This window comes from Clostridium sp. (assembly GCF_050717535.1).
Classification (GTDB): domain Bacteria; phylum Bacillota; class Clostridia; order Clostridiales; family Clostridiaceae; genus Clostridium_AD.
The window spans coordinates 40,044-57,261 of record NZ_JBOITM010000094.1; the positions used below are offsets into that span (position 1 = coordinate 40,044).

Consider the following 17,218-nt stretch of genomic DNA (forward strand, 5'->3'; position numbering starts at 1 on the left):
AATATTATAAGAGTACATAGACTGTTGTCTATGTACCCTTACTAATTTATCAAAGTTTAGTTTTTTTAACTGAGTTTAAATTCTATAATTTTTAATTGAATAGATTGCCTACCATTGTACTCATTTATTTGAGGCGAAAAAATTAAATCTAATTTCATTCCTCGTGGGTTTTCAAGGTAGCTCATATAGTTTTCTCCATAAGCAACATTTAACATTTCCATGAATTCATCTACTCTATTAAAAAATATTCCATCTATTGTTTTATTTGAGCCTGGCATTAAAAATCTTATTTTTATTGTATTAGCTTTTTTGCCTAATATACTTATCTTTAGAACAGGAATATTTTTTTCAGCCAATAATGGGGATGAATTGCCTTTACCAAAGGGCTCTAACATCTCTAACTCATTAATTAGGTCATAATTCAATTTATTAAGTGGCATTCTCTGGTCTATTCTTACTTTAGGAATAATATCATCATCCGTTAGCTTACAAAGCTTATTTAATTTTAGCCTTAATTTTTCTATATTTTCTTCTTTTATAGAAAGACCTGCAGCCATTGGATGTCCTCCAAATTTTAAAAGTAATTCTTCGCATTTTATTAATTCCTCAAACAAATTATATTCCTCAATAGATCTTGCCGAGCCTTTAGGGTTTTCTTTACCTTTAGTTAATATTATTGTTGGCACATTAAAGGTTTCTCTAACACGACCTGCTACAATCCCTGCAATACTTTCATGAATAGTATCTTTATAAATTACTAATACTTTATCATTCAAATAAGTAGAATGCTTTATAAGTTCTATTACCTCTTCCACATTTTCCGTTGTCATGTCTTGTCTTTTCTTATTGAGGTCAAATAATATTTTAGCTAGCTCCACTGCGCGAGTTTCATCTTCACATATAAGAAGTTCCACTGAAATAGCTGCAGACTCTAGTCTTCCAGTAGCATTTATGCAAGGTCCTATTTGAAATCCCACATGATAAGATTTCATCTCTTTGTCATTAATACTCAGAATCTCTTTTAGGGCTTTTAGTCCAAGATTTTTTGTATTGGTAAGCATTTCTAATGCATTTTTGGCAATTATTCTATTCTCATCTACCAAATCTACCACATCACAAATTGTTCCTATGCCTGCTATTTCTATAAATTCCTTTAAAGCCTCCACATTAATTCCAAGTTTTATATAGAGTGCCTGTACAAATTTAAGTGCAATACCTGCCCCACATAATTGTTTAAAAGGATAATTACATTCTACTTGTTTTGGGTTAATAACTGCATCCGCCGGTGGAATCTTGAAAGCTCTAAGGCCATTACTATCTTCATCAAAGGGCAGTTCATGGTGGTCTGTTACTATAACCGTCATTCCTAATTCTTTGGCCAATTTAACCTGCTTGGTTGCTGCTATTCCATTATCACAAGTTAAAACCACTTGAAAACCCTGCTGATTTAATTTTCTTATCCTCTCACTATTTATGCCATAGCCTTCATGTTCCCTATCTGGCACATAATAATCTACCTCTGCACCACATTGTTTTAATGCCTTATACATTATAACAGTGCTAGTAACACCATCTGCGTCATAATCACCATAGACTACTATTTTTTTCTTGTTTTCAATGGCTTGTACAATTATCTCCGTAGCCTTTTCCATATCCTTCATTAAAAAAGGATCATATAAATCCTCCATACTAGCCCGCATAAATTTTTTTATATCTATGGCCTTGTGCAATCCTCTATTAATTAAAATCTTAGCTATAACCTCACTTACACCTGAGCTTTTTGCTATCCCACTAATGTCTTTCGAGGTATTTTTTATTAGCCACTTTTTCTCCATATCTATCTCCCATTTATCTATTATTATAACTACACTACTACAATTATTTTTTCACATTTGTAGTTAGTACTTGAATAGTAGCATTTACTAAGACTTTATTTACTACTTCCATCATTTCTTCATCACTTATGTTTTCCATCTTCTCAAATTCAGAAAAAATTCCAGGACCATCTCCATACATAATTTCATATGCACATAAACTCACACTAGTTTGAATAGATTTTTCTAAGGCTATCATTCGTCTTAATTTGTAACTTTTACATAATTTCATAATACACTGATGATCAAAAAAATTATCTAATTTTTTAACTTTTTCAATTTCATTATTAATGATTTCTATAGTTTTATCCACATTTTCATAGGAGGTCCCAAGTGATATAGTAAAAAGTTTTATTCCTGTTTCATTTTTAATTTTACTTCCTATATCATATACAAGGCCTCTCTTAGTCCTAATTTCATCATATAGTATACTACTTGTACCCTCTCCAAAAACTAAATTAAATAATTTTAATGCACTAATTTGCCTAGGATTTAAATCATGAATTGAAAAACAGTATTGAATTTTGGCTCCTTGCACATCCTCTCTATATTGAAAGTGTGTGCCCGGTTTGTTATTTTCGTAGTTGTAGTCAGCTACATCATCATTATGCTGACTTTCATTAGCTAATATAATACTAGAATTACAAAAATACTTTTCTACTATTTCTGAAACATCTTTAAAGCTCAATGATGATATTACACATACTACACAATTATTTGCTCTATAATACCTTTTGTAAAAATTCACAATCTGCTCTATGGTTATGGACCGAATGCACTCCTCCGTGCCTATAATTAAATTCTTTATTCTTCGCTTTTCAAACCCATTATAAAATAATGAATCTTCGCAAAACTGCGAGGAATCATCCTTCCACTCTTTTAATTCTTCGCAGATTACTCCTATTTCTTCTTTAAATCCACATTGGGGGAAGGTAGGATTCAAAAGAATATCAGAGTAAATTTCAAATCCCTTTTCAAAATCTTCATCTAAGGTAGTACCATAATATACCGCATATGGATAATTAGTCATAGCATTACAAAATCCAAAGGTTTCATCACATAATTTATTTATCTGATATTCACTGCGAGAAGATGTCCCCTTAAAAAGCATATGTTCAACCACATGAGCAATTCCTAGTTCACTGTTTTCCTCTACATTTGCACCTGCGTTATATCCTATGGTAAAAGAAGTTAAATTATTCTCTGCTCTCTTGTATAGTAACTTTACTCCATTTTTAAATATTATTTTTTCCACACACTCACCTTCATTTTCTTATTTTTCACATGTTATAAATATTTCTATATTATTTTTTATTCTTTTGTTGTACACTATTGTTTGTGGCAAATTATTATATTCTTTTCATAAAAAGGGTGGTGACTAATTTCTTAAAATTATTTTATTTAAGAAAAATATTCTATGAATAATAAAAATAAAACATTAAAATCCTTAGCCCAATTTATTAAGTATTCACTAGTTGGTGCTACTAACATTATAATAGATATTATCATATTAAACACTCTTTCCTATACTACAGGCATTACTAGCGGAAAAATGTTATTTGTTTTTAATGTGATCGCCTTTTGCGTTTATTCATTTTGCGGCTACAAATTAAACACTAAGTTTACTTTTAGAGAAACTTCACATAAAAAAGCTTATTTTCAATATGCCTCTGTACTTTTTTTTAGTATGCTTTTAAACAGCCTTATGCTAATCCTATTAACAAGTCACAATCCACTAATCCATCATATGCATAGGGGTATAAATATAATGCGATTAAACCATATTTGGTTTAATATATGTATCCTAATAGATTCTATGACTATAGGACTGCTTGGATTTTTAGTTAATAAGTTTTTTGTTTTTAATAAAAAGAAAACACACTGAATAAAGTTTTATTTAACTTTTATTGCGTGTCTTTTCTTTATTTCTATTTAAAGGCATTTCTATTTAAAGGCATCTTGCATGCCATAACAAATCTATTTGTTTTCAGTTGCTAAAACAACTCCCTCTACATAATCATCTACTAGCGCATTAGTTAAGTTTTTACCTCTACCTGCTCTGTTTTGAACATTTATGTCTTGTAGTCTTATAGTCTTTTTTTCACCTTTAAAGCAGCTCACTATTAAACATAAATTCTCCTCAAAAGTTACAGCTGTCTCATTAGAACTTACTTCTCCATTAGAATCTTCAGATTTATTTGTTACTGCCATTACCAAATCTACGAATATAACTTCGTCATCATCATCTTTTAAACTTATTCCCGTTACACCAGATGCAACTTTTCCCATGAAATTAATAGCACTTACATTAAATCTTATGCACATTGCCTTTTTTGTCACCATTAGTATATCTTTGTCTTCATTATCCCTGTTAATTTTTACAGAGGTTAATTTATCTTCTTCTGTTTTAAGCTTATAAACTAGTGTTGAAAAGAAATCCCCCTCCAGTTCACAAAGCTTAGTCCGTTTAGTAAATCCTTTTTTTGTAAAGAAATATATACTTGCTTCTTCACTGAAATCATCAACAGATATAAGATCTACTATCTTATCATCAAGATCAAAATTATCAAGCAAGGTAGTAATTCCCGTACCACTTTTGCCCATGTTTTGCATCATGTAGCTAGGTAATTTATGAACTATACCTTTTTGCGTGAAAACCAGCAGTGTAGATGTAGCTTTAGTATAAGTACTTAAATGCGTATGAGTTTTTTTACTAGATACTTTTATTGAACCTTTTGCGTTTATGCTAATATAAAATTCTTTATAGTCATAAGTCTGCGTAAATTCTAGATTTACCACTTCGTCCACAGCCGTAAGATTAAATAGTTGAGTTCCCAGTGTATTTCTATCAACACTCTGGAGCACTGGCTCCTCTACAGAAAATTCTAGCCCCTCTTTAGTGACTACCTTTATAAAGTTTTCTTGCCTTTCTATATCTATTAAGCTAACACTTAGAAGTTTTTCATTTTCTCTTAGTTTTAACGCAGATAGCTTGCTATAATTTGTGGTGAATTTTTCTAAGCCGGTTTTCTTTATATTCCCTTTATTAGTAAAAAGCATAAATTCCACATTAGAAGATAAATTTTCAGTTGTAAAACAAGCAACAACTCTTTCTTTTGTTAAATCTATTCCTCTCAGTAGGGTATCAAGCCTTTCACCTTTTTCCTTCCATTTATATTCTGGAACTAAATCTCCTCTTAGCTGATACATATTTCCCGCATCAGTAAAGATTATTAACGTATCTTTAGTACTTGCTCCGATTAAATATGCATTAAAATCTCCCTCTCTATACTCTATATCATCTATGTTAACGTTAGCTCTATTATAAGATTTCATTGGAACTCTCTTTATGTACCCCTCATTAGATAATGTTATCATAACATCCTCTACTACGATTAACTCTTCCACGTCTATCTTAGCTTCGTTATCATCTTCAATAATTTCCGTTCTTCTAGGGTCATCATATTTTTCTTTAATTTCTAAAATCTCTGTTTTTATCACTTTAAGAAGTTCCTTTTCGTTTTCAAGAATTTTTTTATACCCCTTAATTAGTGCTTCTAATTTTTTATATTCTTTTAAGAATATTTTTATTTCAAGACCTGTAAGTTTATATAGCATAAGTTCAAGTATTGCTTCAGTCTGAATAGCTGAAAAATCAAATTTAGCTATAAGATTTTCACCAGCATGCTTTTTAGAATTTGAGGCTCTAATTATTACTATAATTTCATCCATAACATCTACAGCCTTAATAAATCCTTCTACAATATGGAATCTATTTTCTGCAACTGAAAGTTCACTTTGAGTCCTTCTAGTAACAACATCCTTTTGATGATTTAGATAGTGCATTAATATAGTTTTAAGCCCCATAGTTTGAGGTTTTCCATTAGCCAGCGCTACCATGTTAAAAGGTATATTACATTGAAGTTCTGTTTTCTTAAGTAAATATTTAAGAACCTTAGTTACAGTGTCCTTATCTGTAGACTTTTTAAATTCAATTACAGATCTAAGCCCAGTTCTATCTGATTCATCTCTAATATCTATAATAGACTCCAGTGCCTTTGCATGTTTTTTGTCTGCAGTCATATCAGAAATAGATTGCAGTAATTTCGCCTTATTTTTTCTATATGGAAACTCTGTAATAACTATGCCAAGTTTCCCATTTTCTAAAGTCTCAATTTTAACTTTACAACGTAGTGTTACCTTACCTTCTCCAGTTGCGTAAGCAGATTCTATAGCATTCTTTCCAATTAATATGCCTCCGGTTGGTAAATCTGGTCCTTTAATATACTTCATAAGCTGTTTTGTTGTAATGTCCGTATTATCAGCATAAGCAAGCAAACCATCAATTACCTCCCCCAAATTATGAGGTGGTATGTTTGTTGCTATTCCTACTGCTATACCAAAGGTTCCATTCACTAGCAAATTAGGATATCTTGAAGGCAAAACTGATGGTTCCTTCTCTGTATCAGAATAATTATCTACCATATCCACAACGCCCTTATCAATATCCCTTATCATTTCAAGAGCAATAGGTGAAAGCCTTGCTTCTGTATACCGCATAGCAGCTGCATTATCACCATCTTGGCTTCCCCAATTTCCGTGGCCATCTATAAGTGGTTTTCTTGTGGCAAAACTTTGAGCTAGTATTACCATGGCACCATAAACAGAACTATCTCCATGAGGATGATATTTACCCAGAATATCTCCAACTATTCTAGCTGATTTAAAATAAGGCTTATCTGGGAAGGCCCTTAGCATATATGCCCCATAAAGAATCCTTCTATGCACTGGTTTTAAACCATCTCGCACATCTGGGAGAGCTCTCTCTCTGGCAACCTCCACTGCATATGGAAGGTAGTTATCTGGCATTGCTTCCTCTATTGGAGTCATTATTATATTATTATCTTTAGGTATGTCAATTTTTTTTGCCATTGAATAAATCCCCCTTAAGCATCACTTTCAGTGCTGTAATCATCACTGTCAGTGCTGTAATCATCACCTAGAGTGATGCTAGCGACTTTCAAAAGTGTCGTTAGAACTCAGCATATTTGTACATGTAATTTTTTCTAGGCGCAACCACATCACCCATTAAAAGTGATACCATTTTTTCTGCCTTTGCTGCATCTTCTATGGTAACTTGTTGCAGAGTCCTAGATGTTGGATTTAGTGTAGTTTCCCAAAGTTGATCTGGATTCATTTCTCCAAGACCCTTATACCTCTGTATAAGTGCACCTTTTCCAATTTCTTTTTTAGTCTTAATTAATTCCTCATCACTATATGCATACTTAACAACTTCACCATTTTTACCATTCTTATAAACCTTATAAAGTGGAGGCATTCCCATATAAAGATGTCCATTTGCGATGAGCGGTCTCATATACCTATAAATAAAAGTCATCCATAGGGTTCTAATGTGATACCCATCAACATCCGCATCACTCAATATAATTATCTTGCCATATTTTAAATCTTTTTCATGATAATTATCTAAAACTCCTGTTCCAATAGCTGTATTGAATAATTTAAGTTCTTCACTAGCTAGTACATTTTCTAACTTTTGCTTTTCAGTATTCATAATTTTACCCTTAGAAGGCATTATAGCTTGAAATCTTCTGTCTCTAGCTTGCTTTGCGCTACCACCAGCTGAGTCTCCTTCCACCACTATAAATTCTGTAAAATCCGAATCCTTTATTGTGCATACTGCAATCTTACCTGCAAGAGGAGAAGCTCCTTTACCAACTTTTTTTCTTTCAGCATCATTAATTTTCTTTATTTTATCGCGCCTAGATGCAGCCGAAATAGCATTGTTTATTAAGTTAGTAGCAATTTCTTTATTATCTTCTATCCATTCTAAAATCTTAACAAAGCACAATTCATTCATCATGCTGTAGGCCTCATTATTTCCTAGTTTGCTCTTAGTCTGACCTTCAAAAATTGGGTTACTTATTTTAATTCTAACTATTGCAGTCATACCTTCTCTTAAATCGTCACCTTCAAAGTCCTTATCTTTATCTTTTAAAAGATTAAGCCTTTTAGCTCCCTCTTTAAATGCCCTTGTCATTCCCGTTTTAAATCCAGTTTCGTGCGTTCCCGATTCTGTAGTTGGTATGTTGTTAACATAGCTAGCAATATATTCTGTAGTAGAATCAGTAAATTGTATGCATACTTCCCCGTACAATTGTAAGCCATTTATTTCTTTTTCACCTTGAAAAAATATGGGCTCCTTATGAATTAGTGTTTTGCTTTCATTTAGATAATCAATAAAATCAAGCAGGCCCCTTTCTGAATGATATTCCTTCTCAGGGACTCCTTCTTTCCTTTTATCTATAAATACTAAGGTAATTCCTTTATTTTGAAAAGCTAGTTCTTGGAGTCTTTCATCAATGACATCATATTTAAATTCCAGTGTAGTAAATACATTCTTATCTGGCATAAAAGTAACTTTACTACCCGTATCTTTTGTTACTCCCACTACGCAAAGCTTATTTACCGGTGTTCCTGGCATAAGTCTTTTTAACTCACTATCATAAGAATATTCAAATCTTTGAGTGAAAATTTCACCCTTTTGTTTGATTTCAACTACTAGCCATTCCGATAAGGCATTTACAACTGCAGCTCCAACACCATGAAGTCCACCAGAGGTTTTGTAATTCTTGTTATTAAACTTTCCACCAGTGTGAAGTTCAGTAAAGACCATTTCCACACCAGATTTATGTTTTATAGGATGCATTCCTGTAGGAATTCCCCTACCATTATCTACAATAGTAACACTTTTATCTTTATTTAATATTATTATAGCTTTATCCCCAAAGCCATTTGCTATCTCATCTATAGAATTATCTAAAATTTCCCATATGCAATGATGTAACCCTTTGCTCCCAGTAGAACCTATGTACATACCTGGTCTTATTCTTACAGACTCTAGTTTTTCTAGTGAAGTTAAGTCCGTTACATCATAGGTTTGAAGTTCTTCAGTTTCTAAACTCATAAAAAATCCTCCAGTAAAATTTATTATACATTTGTTATTCTATATGTTTATTTACAAAAGGTAAAGGATTTAAATAAAAAAACAGAACATTAGTTTCTGTTTTTTGCATTTCTATTCTTTTATATAAATTTTGCCCAGCTTTCTATTTCACTTGTGGCAGTTTTTATGTCTTCTACTTTAATTTTTAAATCATAATTATATTTATTGGACGAATGCATATACATTGGGTCATAATGTTTTATCATAAGTTCACTTACTGCAACTTCATACTCCGATTTTAAAACAGAATCACAGTATCTGTCAACATTTTTTTCTCCAAGATATTTTTCTAGTCTTTTTAAACAATTAATTATTTCCTCATTACAGTTTTCATATTGTGTATATTCTTTAATAATAAGATCTGTTCTAAACTCAATATCTGCATCCACAAATACATGTATTCCAGCTTTCATTTTATCAAATATAAAATCAGGTATAGTAGCATTACCTATACGTTTGCTTTCAGCTTCAATAAACACGTATGAACTTTTACAGTCCTTTAACATATGAAATATTTTAGATTCAAATGATTTTTGACTAGTTGTTTTTCCAAGTCCTACCGTACCTAAAAGTGATCCTCTATGATTGGCAAAACCTTCTAGGTCTAAAACATCAAATCCATCACATTCTAATTGTTTAAGTATTTCAGTTTTCCCAACACCAGTATTACCATGTAAAACAATATATTGAACCCTATCATTAAGTGCTGATAGATTTTCATTTACAAACCTTCTATATCCCTTATAACCCTCACTTATTCTCTCTGTGTTAACTCCTAGGGAACTAAGTAGCATTCCAAGTACACCACTTCGCATTCCTCCTCTAGCACAAAACAGTACAATTTTATCGCACTTACTATAAAGTCCTTTAATTTCATCATAAATACGAAGCAATTTTCCAGATGCCACTTCTAGGCCAAGTCTTTTTGCTTTTTCAGCACTTTCTTTTGTATACACGGTACCAATAATTTTTCTTTCTTCGTCGTCAAATAAAGGTATATTAATCGCCCCTTTTATAGTTGAATCGAGAAATTCACCTGGGCTTCTTACGTCAACTAATATATAATTTCCTTGAAGTTCTCCATATTCTATGGTCTTTAGCATTAACTTTCCTCCTCGTTGTTCATCTTTTGTATAGTTAAAATATAGCAATTAACTTACCACTGTTAACTGTAAAATTTATTATCGTTTTTCAAAACATTAACCGGCAGAACAAAATTCTCCTGCCGGTTAATAGTGTGATTTGCTGTAATTTTGCTGATACTTACTCTTCTACTTTGTTAGTTGGTGATAATAATGCCGCAGCTAATCTTATAAGATATTTTAGGCTATCATCATCTATGTTACTTTTAAAACCCATTAAACTAATAGCATCCTTAGACTTCGCAATAGCTTCCTGTTCTTTAAAGGTATTTGCACTGTTTTTATAGTTGATTTCTACATATTGCACTCCATCTGAAACAATTCTGATAATTTTTTTTACATTTTCAGGTGTGGATTCCTCTGCGGATAAAGATCCCAGTATTATATAGTCAAGACCATAATAGTCTTCCCTAATATTTATATCCTTATCCTTTAATAAGTAAACTAAATAGCCAAGTCCTGATACCAAAAGTAGTATTAATACATATTGAATAAGTATTTCTGACATGCATGTGCCCCCTTCATTTGCATATATATTACTTTATATGCAATTCAAATAAAAAAGGGTACATATTTTGATTAAATTCACAAATAATTATATAACTAATGCCCAATTTGTCCTTCTAATCCACCTGGTTTATTAAACATTGCAACCTGGTCTATAAGACTCATGCTATCAGTATTAGCTCCTACGATATATATCTTTACTCCTATTTTATGATATTTCAAAACCACTTTATCTATGGCATTAACTGCTGAATGGTCCCAAATATGAGAATTTGAAAATCAATATGAATATTTTTCTTGTCTTCATCGTATTTGAAAACATTTATAAAATATTTTGCTAAAGCAAAGAATAATTGCCAATGCTAAAACTATTCCTGCCATAATGTCCTTGTTAATATTTGATAACCATTCTTTTTTTAGATTTTTACGAATAACTAACACCCAACTATTGTATTTTCACCTACACACTAATATAATTTCATAAAAAATACTTAGCTAGCATATCTTATTTGAGATATCAAAAGTGCCAAGTGTAATTATATATTAACATTATATTTAATGCAAACACCTTTTTGTAATAATAATCTTTTCAAGAATAGTCCCCCTTTTTTGTTACTTGCAAATAACGTAAAGTATGCTAAAGCATCTTAGAATACTATTGTTCATTTATTTCATTTTTAAAATTAATGAATCCTCTAAGAAAATTGCGAATTAACTCACTTGGAGATTTTTGCAAGTGGTGGCATGAAGGCAAAACCCAATGCTACCACAATAAAATTGACACTTCTATAATTCACACCAATAATCCCACAGAAAAATTGTACTATCACGTCAAAAATAATGAATAAAAGAATATAGAAAACAATCGTATGTTTTATCTTAATATTTCTTTCCAAAACAGTCCATAATGCTCTGCTCCATCCAAATCTTATTGAGATTATCATGAACAAAGGAATAGTCAAAAGACAAAGCACAAATCGAATTACTAACCAGAGCATTACTCTCTCCCCCTTTTATCTTGCAATGAAATACAAAGTTGTATATATAGTATTTCTTGTATTTACACAACCTATAAGAAAAGTGTCTATTAACAGTAGGTATTTGGAAAATGTTTTACAGAAGTTTTCATAATAAAATTACTACATAAAACACCTAAAAAGAATCCAAGAGTATTTAAAATAATATCATTTATATCAAATATTTCGCTGTGGGAAACATGCTGTATTGTTTCAATCATCAATATGTATACTAAGAAACCTATGAGTAAAAAACAGCCAAAATATCACCCCCTCTTATTCATAAACATAAAACCTTAAGATACAAGTTCGTCATAAAATATATATTTAACTATAACATAATTACCATAAATTAAGTATATTTACAATTCTTAAAAAATGCTCAATAGCCTCAATGTGGAAGTAACTCAGTTGGTATTGTGTTACTTTCAGAATATCTTAAACCTGTATTGGTATATCTTGAATAGGTTCTATTTATGCATAATATGTTACTATTGTCGCCTCTTATTTTTGTTTGCTACAGCATCCATTGATGCTCCAATAGCAACTCCTATAGCAATAGCAATAGATATATTATCCATTGATACTCCAATAGCAACTCCTAAAGCAATAGCAAGGTAAGTTCCCTTTCCAGATAGCTTGGTTTTAGATTTTTTTTATTTTCATCAATGCTTTCTCTATCGTTATTCTTTTCTAAATCAGTCATATTGAAGTCCTCCTCATATTCCGCATAATTTTATTAATTAGATTTTTTACTTAATTATACTATATATAACATATATTCCATATAAAGAATTTTGCTAATTTAAATAATAACGTGCCATACAATATAATAAAATGTTATGGTGAACCAAAAGAAAGAACTATCTAAGCTGATAGTTCTTTCTTTTGGTTTTAAGGTCCTTACATATAATTATTGACCCTATGCAAATTGTTGATATACATTTCAAAAACTTTTCCGACGGGCTTAGATAACGTCGGAAAACAAATAAATTTCAAGCTTTCTAACCTTTGCAACTGTTGGTATCCCTCGTTAGTTGGAAGATAAACACCCCTGGGGTGTTTGTGAAGGCTTACCTGAACTTGCTATTTACTTTCTCTTTCTGCTAATACAAGATAAATAATTCCTGCAATTAATGAAATTATGCTTAAAGTTATAAGCATATTACCCGTGAATTGAAGCATAGCATTAAATAATTCTTTATTCAATGAAGTAAGACTTGAACCAAAAATAGAAGCACTAATGTACCTTGTTACAAATAAAAATGCTGATATAAAGCAAAATACTACTCCTGCACCTCTTCTATTAATTTCGCATACCCCCCCATTTTGATTTTCACTTCGTCATTTTTTACAAGTTTACTACAATTGTTAAGTTACATTAAAACAACCTTGATTTTATTATGAACTCTTTTTCTTGTTATATCTTCTTATTTCAAAGATTATAGATATCACAATAACTATACTTATTACAATCAGTATAAAGTAAAAAATATAATTATTCCTATACCTCGTCAGCATAAAAAAAGAACTAAAGAGTGTTAGTATTCCTCCAACTATACATGCAATTGTACTAAATTTGTCTCCTTTATTTTTGCTTCTATATGCCATAATAAAGATACCTACAGAACATAAGAAAGTTATTGTAGCAAATATAATTTTATATAACCACATAATATGCCACCTTCCATAATAAAAATATCATACAATTAGTTTTATTCCATACAAATTTAATTAACTCACAATAATTAATAGACGCACCGACCGCATTATTATACAGTTGAGACACAACCTTAGAAAAGTGCGTATCACTAATCTAATTTTCATATTTGTTTTTCCAATTTTCTCTCCACTTTTCATAACTTAATCCCACTACTTCTTCTAATGTTTTTCCATCTAATGAATATACTGAACCTACAAATGTTCCATCTGCGAATGCGTATCCACCAATAACTTTACCATCAGAAATCATAATGTAAAGATTGGTCTTAACCTTATAATTTTTTTCCAAAGGGTGTTTTTCTACTGTAAAACAATAGGTGCTTATTTCTTTTCCTAAATATTTATAAGGGTATGTATTCTGTACACCCCAATATTGCTGATATGTGAAAGTTTGAAGTTTGCTTTTATCTAATGTGTATTTCTGTATGTCTCCCTTTTAAGTAATAATCTCATAACCTTGGGTTTTAATATACTTTACTGCTGTGCCTTTATCACCAGTTTCACTACAACCAGTAACAATTAGAAATAGCAATTCAATTACAATACATAATAGTTTTTTCACTATAAATCACCTTCCTTTCTCTATTTTATAAATTAGACGTATATATTGAAAAAAAGTTTTTCATAAAGAAAAAATTATAAATTTCTATTATAAAAGAAAAATTAATTCATTAAAATTTATTTTACTTCGGGATAAATCACAGAACTTTCTTTTACCCACATATCTCTTCCACCTGCAAGAGAAATTCTGCAATAGCCATCTTTTCTCTCCTCAAGCCTCCCACCATCTATTGCTCTCAACTTTATAGGAGTTATAGTTTTAACATCTTTAAACTCATATGTTTCATAGACTTCTGAACCTGCTTTAATATCTACATCACTTTGAACTAATTTTATCTTGTCTTTTGTATATGCAGTCGTATCAGATTCTCTTATCCAACCTCTATTATTTGCAGAAGAATCGTATGTTGGTATCCGTACAAATAGCCAGGATTCTTTATCTACAAGTGCCTTCTCATATATTGTTACTAAAGTATTAGTGCCAATAGGTCGCATAATACTTGAACCACTTTAGGATAACAAAACTAATAAATGTTTTTTTGTTTTTCATAATATCCCCCCATTATTTAGGTTAGTTAAGGCACAATATTATACAGTTGTGACGCATAATTAGAAAAGTACGACATTAACTAAAATTATAATTATTTTATTCGTTAATTTCTCGAATAAAAATCATTACTCCAGTACCTTCTCTGCAAAATCTCCATCCATCTTTACCAAGCTCATTCCATTCCATTTCCACATCTTCAACTTTTTTATTTTGTACAAAACCTAATTTCACTTCTTGTTTAACAAATTTATATTCATACTTTTTCATAACTACACTCCCCAATATTATATATAATTTTCACTTCGTATTTTTTTACAATGTTGCACTATATCTAAACCCATGATTAATGTAGCCTTTATGAACATTGATAACATTAATTTTTATTATTAATCATTAAATCTTTTCCTATAGTAATCTTGCTTTCAACCATATTACTATTCTTTAATTTATATTCTATTTTAATCTCTGACTTGCTATATAAGTTTCTTATGTCTTGCTCACTTAAACCCCTGCTATCAAAAATAACAAATGCCATAGAATCTGCGGTATCTTGTTTACCTACATTATTTTGTTCAGTAGTTCCACCTCCTACTGCTCTAACTTTATCGTGCCCATTAAGAACTATAGATAAGTCTGGTATAATAATTGTTCTCTCTTCTGCTTTCTTTGAATTGCTAATTTTAACATTAATATATAGTTTTTTAATATCGTCTATAGAGGCCCCTTCTGACTTGCTTAAATCATTATTGTTGTATTCCTGTTCTGTAATATTGCTTAATGTGATTACCGTTTTAATTTCTGGATTATTGCCTTTACACCCTACTAAAATAAATGAGCATATTAACAAACCTATTGGTATTAATAATAACCTTTTTATAAGTAGCATTTTATACCCCCTATCCAATATTTTCAATTCATCATAAATTACGACTTAACCTTTATTTTTACTTTTACTTTCCTATAGATAAGTTGTAAAAATGAAATCAAAGTAATAGAAAAGCCTATAATACTAACCAGAGTATCATATTTGTGATAGTGATATGTTAATGCCTGTTGCATACACATACCCCATAAAAACAACGGTATTAACAACAAATTCGTATTCATTAATATATATTTTGTTTTTCTTATATAAAAACTATATATTATTAGAAATAGCACTAACAAACAATATATTACTACACTATCCTTATAAGATATTTCAACAGGTATATCACTTGTAACTACCATTTTATATACCCATATTATTAGTATGAACGCACTTACACCTAAGCCAATAAAAACATTTTTTATTTTGTTCATGCTTTTTAAACACCTCTATCTTTCCCATATTGAAAAGTCTTGTATCCCAAATACTAAAGAGAAGGTTAGTAATGAAGGAGTTCGAGCGACATCGTCATTACAAATTGGTAATTCGGAAATACAACTATTACCTATACCTTATACTAACTCACAGATAATAATTACTCCCTTATCACCTGTGAAGTTATAAATAATGGCTATGTTTTAAGAATATTGATAGAAAATACATAAGGGTTTTTATAATTATATATTTCACCAATTACTGGGATGTAATATCTATAGTCTTACTATCAATTTGAACATGATTACTGTCTATCCACTTAACAACATCATTGCCTTCTCCATAATGACCAGTGTAAATAAGCCTATTTTTCTTAAATAAGTAACAATATTTTTCTGCTAAATATACACGAGTAGAGCCACCTACAGCACCATTGTTTATAGAATAAACTTCAATCATCTGTTTGTTATTTGGTGAATCTACTAATTTAACTAATGTTGCATCCGTAAAAATCAATCCCACAAATAGGATAATTAAAATCAGAATATATGAAAAATTAGAAAGAAATTTAAATATTCTATGTGATTTTTCGGAGCAAAATAATGGGAATATCAATAATGATGGAAATATTACAAATAATGTTACAGGAATAAAAGTTTCATATAATATATATATCAGTAACAAATTAAAAAGTATAAACAAGCCATGATGAATTTTAAAAGAATTATGCTTATGAATAATTAAAATAGTTATAATTGACAAAACAACATGTATACCATAATAAATATTTTGTACAACATTAGATATAAAATAGAAACTATTTAAAGTAAATACACTACAAATCAATAGCACTATTCCCAGAATCCAAATTTTTTCATAAATTAGTTTTTTAAGCATATTTAGTCCTCCTTATAACCTATTAATAAGCCATAATATACTTGAAATCAATTTGACTATGACTTCTTAAATGAAGATTAGGAAATATCCGTTTGCAAGTACATATTTTTTTAATGTTGTTTGATTATACTAATGTCCAAAAGAACTTATTAGCCAAGGTGAATTTTTGTCTTTTCTGATTAAAGTATAACTATATTTATCGGGACCACTATCAGTTGGACCTACTCCCTCTTTCTTATACTTAACATAAAAATCCACGTTAAAAATGGTTACATTTTCTAATTCTGATTTTTCTTTTTCCGTATCTATTATCAGACCCTTTTTCATCTGGTGTAGATAGACTTCCTTATTTGTTTTATTAGTATCTTCAATTATTTTGATAACTTTAATATATTCTAAATTATCAAATTCCCAATTTAAATGATATTTTTCAGTTGTGAATGTATTCATACCTTCTAAATTCTTTTGGTTATAATATTTAAAAAATCCTTCTATAACTCATCTTCCGACTATACAAAAACCCTTTTAATGAATTACATTTGTAATAAATTCATTAAAAGGGTAATAAATACAAAAAGGATTTTATTAAATTATGTCGAATATACATACTCACATAGAA

The 17,218-nt window shown here is 30.2% G+C and carries 21 protein-coding genes; 1 reads left to right on the plus strand and 20 read right to left on the minus strand.

The window, feature by feature from the left end; translation table 11 throughout:
* Positions 1-65: 65 nt before the first annotated feature.
* Both recJ and ACREVU_RS21015 read right to left on the minus strand, forming a co-directional pair.
* Positions 66-1,835: a single-stranded-DNA-specific exonuclease RecJ gene (gene recJ / locus ACREVU_RS21010; RefSeq protein WP_431553555.1), complete on the minus strand. Its 1,770-nt coding sequence runs from the start codon at positions 1,833-1,835 to the stop codon at positions 66-68.
* Between the two features lie 43 nt (positions 1,836-1,878).
* Positions 1,879-3,129 carry a M16 family metallopeptidase gene (locus ACREVU_RS21015; protein WP_431553556.1) on the minus strand — a complete coding sequence of 417 codons (1,251 nt, stop codon included), beginning with the start codon at positions 3,127-3,129 and terminating at the stop codon, positions 1,879-1,881.
* 162 nt (positions 3,130-3,291) lie between these two features.
* On the opposite strand from ACREVU_RS21015, the gene ACREVU_RS21020 reads away from it, so the two are divergent.
* Entirely contained in the window at positions 3,292-3,759 is a 468-nt protein-coding gene (locus ACREVU_RS21020; RefSeq protein ID WP_431553557.1) for a GtrA family protein, read from the plus strand.
* A gap of 92 nt (positions 3,760-3,851) precedes the next feature.
* On the opposite strand, the gene ACREVU_RS21025 is transcribed toward ACREVU_RS21020, so the two are convergent.
* The 18 genes from ACREVU_RS21025 to ACREVU_RS21105 form a co-directional block, all read right to left on the minus strand.
* The gene (locus ACREVU_RS21025; protein ID WP_431553558.1) at positions 3,852-6,806 is read right to left on the minus strand and encodes a DNA topoisomerase IV subunit A; all 2,955 of its coding nucleotides are present in this window, start codon (positions 6,804-6,806) and stop codon (positions 3,852-3,854) included.
* A gap of 100 nt (positions 6,807-6,906) precedes the next feature.
* Complete coding sequence (locus ACREVU_RS21030) at positions 6,907-8,862, minus strand: DNA gyrase/topoisomerase IV subunit B (protein WP_431553559.1); 1,956 nt, start codon at positions 8,860-8,862, stop codon at positions 6,907-6,909.
* A gap of 119 nt (positions 8,863-8,981) precedes the next feature.
* Positions 8,982-10,004 (minus strand): tRNA 2-selenouridine(34) synthase MnmH, encoded by a 1,023-nt coding sequence (gene mnmH, locus ACREVU_RS21035; RefSeq protein ID WP_431553560.1) that lies wholly within the window; start codon positions 10,002-10,004, stop codon positions 8,982-8,984.
* Between the two features lie 160 nt (positions 10,005-10,164).
* Positions 10,165-10,551, minus strand: coding sequence for a hypothetical protein (locus ACREVU_RS21040; RefSeq protein WP_431553561.1), 387 nt, complete (start codon positions 10,549-10,551; stop codon positions 10,165-10,167).
* Between the two features lie 95 nt (positions 10,552-10,646).
* Positions 10,647-10,772 carry a hypothetical protein gene (locus tag ACREVU_RS21045; RefSeq protein ID WP_431553562.1) on the minus strand — a complete coding sequence of 42 codons (126 nt, stop codon included), beginning with the start codon at positions 10,770-10,772 and terminating at the stop codon, positions 10,647-10,649.
* A 494-nt stretch (positions 10,773-11,266) separates the two neighbouring features.
* The gene (locus tag ACREVU_RS21050) at positions 11,267-11,548 is read right to left on the minus strand and encodes a hypothetical protein (protein ID WP_431553563.1); all 282 of its coding nucleotides are present in this window, start codon (positions 11,546-11,548) and stop codon (positions 11,267-11,269) included.
* Between the two features lie 89 nt (positions 11,549-11,637).
* Positions 11,638-11,811, minus strand: coding sequence for a VanZ family protein (locus ACREVU_RS21055; protein WP_431553574.1), 174 nt, complete (start codon positions 11,809-11,811; stop codon positions 11,638-11,640).
* 246 nt (positions 11,812-12,057) lie between these two features.
* Complete coding sequence (locus tag ACREVU_RS21370; protein WP_503417265.1) at positions 12,058-12,177, minus strand: glycine zipper domain-containing protein; 120 nt, start codon at positions 12,175-12,177, stop codon at positions 12,058-12,060.
* A gap of 475 nt (positions 12,178-12,652) precedes the next feature.
* Entirely contained in the window at positions 12,653-12,775 is a 123-nt protein-coding gene (locus tag ACREVU_RS21060; RefSeq protein WP_431553564.1) for a hypothetical protein, read from the minus strand.
* A gap of 192 nt (positions 12,776-12,967) precedes the next feature.
* The gene (locus tag ACREVU_RS21065) at positions 12,968-13,240 is read right to left on the minus strand and encodes a hypothetical protein (protein ID WP_431553565.1); all 273 of its coding nucleotides are present in this window, start codon (positions 13,238-13,240) and stop codon (positions 12,968-12,970) included.
* A 142-nt stretch (positions 13,241-13,382) separates the two neighbouring features.
* Complete coding sequence (locus ACREVU_RS21070) at positions 13,383-13,538, minus strand: hypothetical protein (RefSeq protein WP_431553566.1); 156 nt, start codon at positions 13,536-13,538, stop codon at positions 13,383-13,385.
* A 186-nt stretch (positions 13,539-13,724) separates the two neighbouring features.
* On the minus strand, positions 13,725-13,850 hold the full coding sequence (locus ACREVU_RS21075; protein WP_431553567.1) for a hypothetical protein: 126 nt from the start codon (positions 13,848-13,850) through the stop codon (positions 13,725-13,727).
* A 116-nt stretch (positions 13,851-13,966) separates the two neighbouring features.
* A complete protein-coding gene (locus ACREVU_RS21080; RefSeq protein WP_431553568.1) occupies positions 13,967-14,344 on the minus strand; it encodes a hypothetical protein in 378 nt (125 codons plus the stop codon).
* Between the two features lie 151 nt (positions 14,345-14,495).
* Positions 14,496-14,666 carry a DUF4177 domain-containing protein gene (locus ACREVU_RS21085; protein WP_431553569.1) on the minus strand — a complete coding sequence of 57 codons (171 nt, stop codon included), beginning with the start codon at positions 14,664-14,666 and terminating at the stop codon, positions 14,496-14,498.
* Between the two features lie 106 nt (positions 14,667-14,772).
* A complete protein-coding gene (locus tag ACREVU_RS21090; RefSeq protein WP_431553570.1) occupies positions 14,773-15,285 on the minus strand; it encodes a hypothetical protein in 513 nt (170 codons plus the stop codon).
* 38 nt (positions 15,286-15,323) lie between these two features.
* Entirely contained in the window at positions 15,324-15,701 is a 378-nt protein-coding gene (locus ACREVU_RS21095; RefSeq protein WP_431553571.1) for a hypothetical protein, read from the minus strand.
* A gap of 259 nt (positions 15,702-15,960) precedes the next feature.
* On the minus strand, positions 15,961-16,599 hold the full coding sequence (locus tag ACREVU_RS21100) for a DUF5412 family protein (RefSeq protein WP_431553572.1): 639 nt from the start codon (positions 16,597-16,599) through the stop codon (positions 15,961-15,963).
* A 129-nt stretch (positions 16,600-16,728) separates the two neighbouring features.
* Entirely contained in the window at positions 16,729-17,094 is a 366-nt protein-coding gene (locus ACREVU_RS21105; RefSeq protein ID WP_431553575.1) for a DUF4829 domain-containing protein, read from the minus strand.
* Positions 17,095-17,218 lie beyond the last annotated feature (124 nt).

Excerpts from the sequence above, each read along its gene's own strand:
- mnmH (WP_431553560.1), bottom strand. The coding sequence starts at position 10,004 with ATGCTAAAGACCATAGAATATGGAGAACTTCAAGGAAATTATATATTA.
- ACREVU_RS21040 (WP_431553561.1), bottom strand. The coding sequence starts at position 10,551 with ATGTCAGAAATACTTATTCAATATGTATTAATACTACTTTTGGTATCA.
- ACREVU_RS21065 (WP_431553565.1), bottom strand. The coding sequence starts at position 13,240 with ATGTGGTTATATAAAATTATATTTGCTACAATAACTTTCTTATGTTCT.
- ACREVU_RS21070 (WP_431553566.1), bottom strand. The coding sequence starts at position 13,538 with ATGATTTCTGATGGTAAAGTTATTGGTGGATACGCATTCGCAGATGGA.
- ACREVU_RS21090 (WP_431553570.1), bottom strand. The coding sequence starts at position 15,285 with ATGCTACTTATAAAAAGGTTATTATTAATACCAATAGGTTTGTTAATA.
- ACREVU_RS21030 (WP_431553559.1), bottom strand. The coding sequence starts at position 8,862 with ATGAGTTTAGAAACTGAAGAACTTCAAACCTATGATGTAACGGACTTA.
- ACREVU_RS21050 (WP_431553563.1), bottom strand. The coding sequence starts at position 11,548 with ATGCTCTGGTTAGTAATTCGATTTGTGCTTTGTCTTTTGACTATTCCT.
- recJ (WP_431553555.1), bottom strand. The coding sequence starts at position 1,835 with ATGGAGAAAAAGTGGCTAATAAAAAATACCTCGAAAGACATTAGTGGG.
- ACREVU_RS21085 (WP_431553569.1), bottom strand. The coding sequence starts at position 14,666 with ATGAAAAAGTATGAATATAAATTTGTTAAACAAGAAGTGAAATTAGGT.
- ACREVU_RS21100 (WP_431553572.1), bottom strand. The coding sequence starts at position 16,599 with ATGCTTAAAAAACTAATTTATGAAAAAATTTGGATTCTGGGAATAGTG.
- ACREVU_RS21080 (WP_431553568.1), bottom strand. The coding sequence starts at position 14,344 with ATGCGACCTATTGGCACTAATACTTTAGTAACAATATATGAGAAGGCA.
- ACREVU_RS21025 (WP_431553558.1), bottom strand. The coding sequence starts at position 6,806 with ATGGCAAAAAAAATTGACATACCTAAAGATAATAATATAATAATGACT.
- ACREVU_RS21095 (WP_431553571.1), bottom strand. The coding sequence starts at position 15,701 with ATGAACAAAATAAAAAATGTTTTTATTGGCTTAGGTGTAAGTGCGTTC.
- ACREVU_RS21020 (WP_431553557.1), top strand. The coding sequence starts at position 3,292 with ATGAATAATAAAAATAAAACATTAAAATCCTTAGCCCAATTTATTAAG.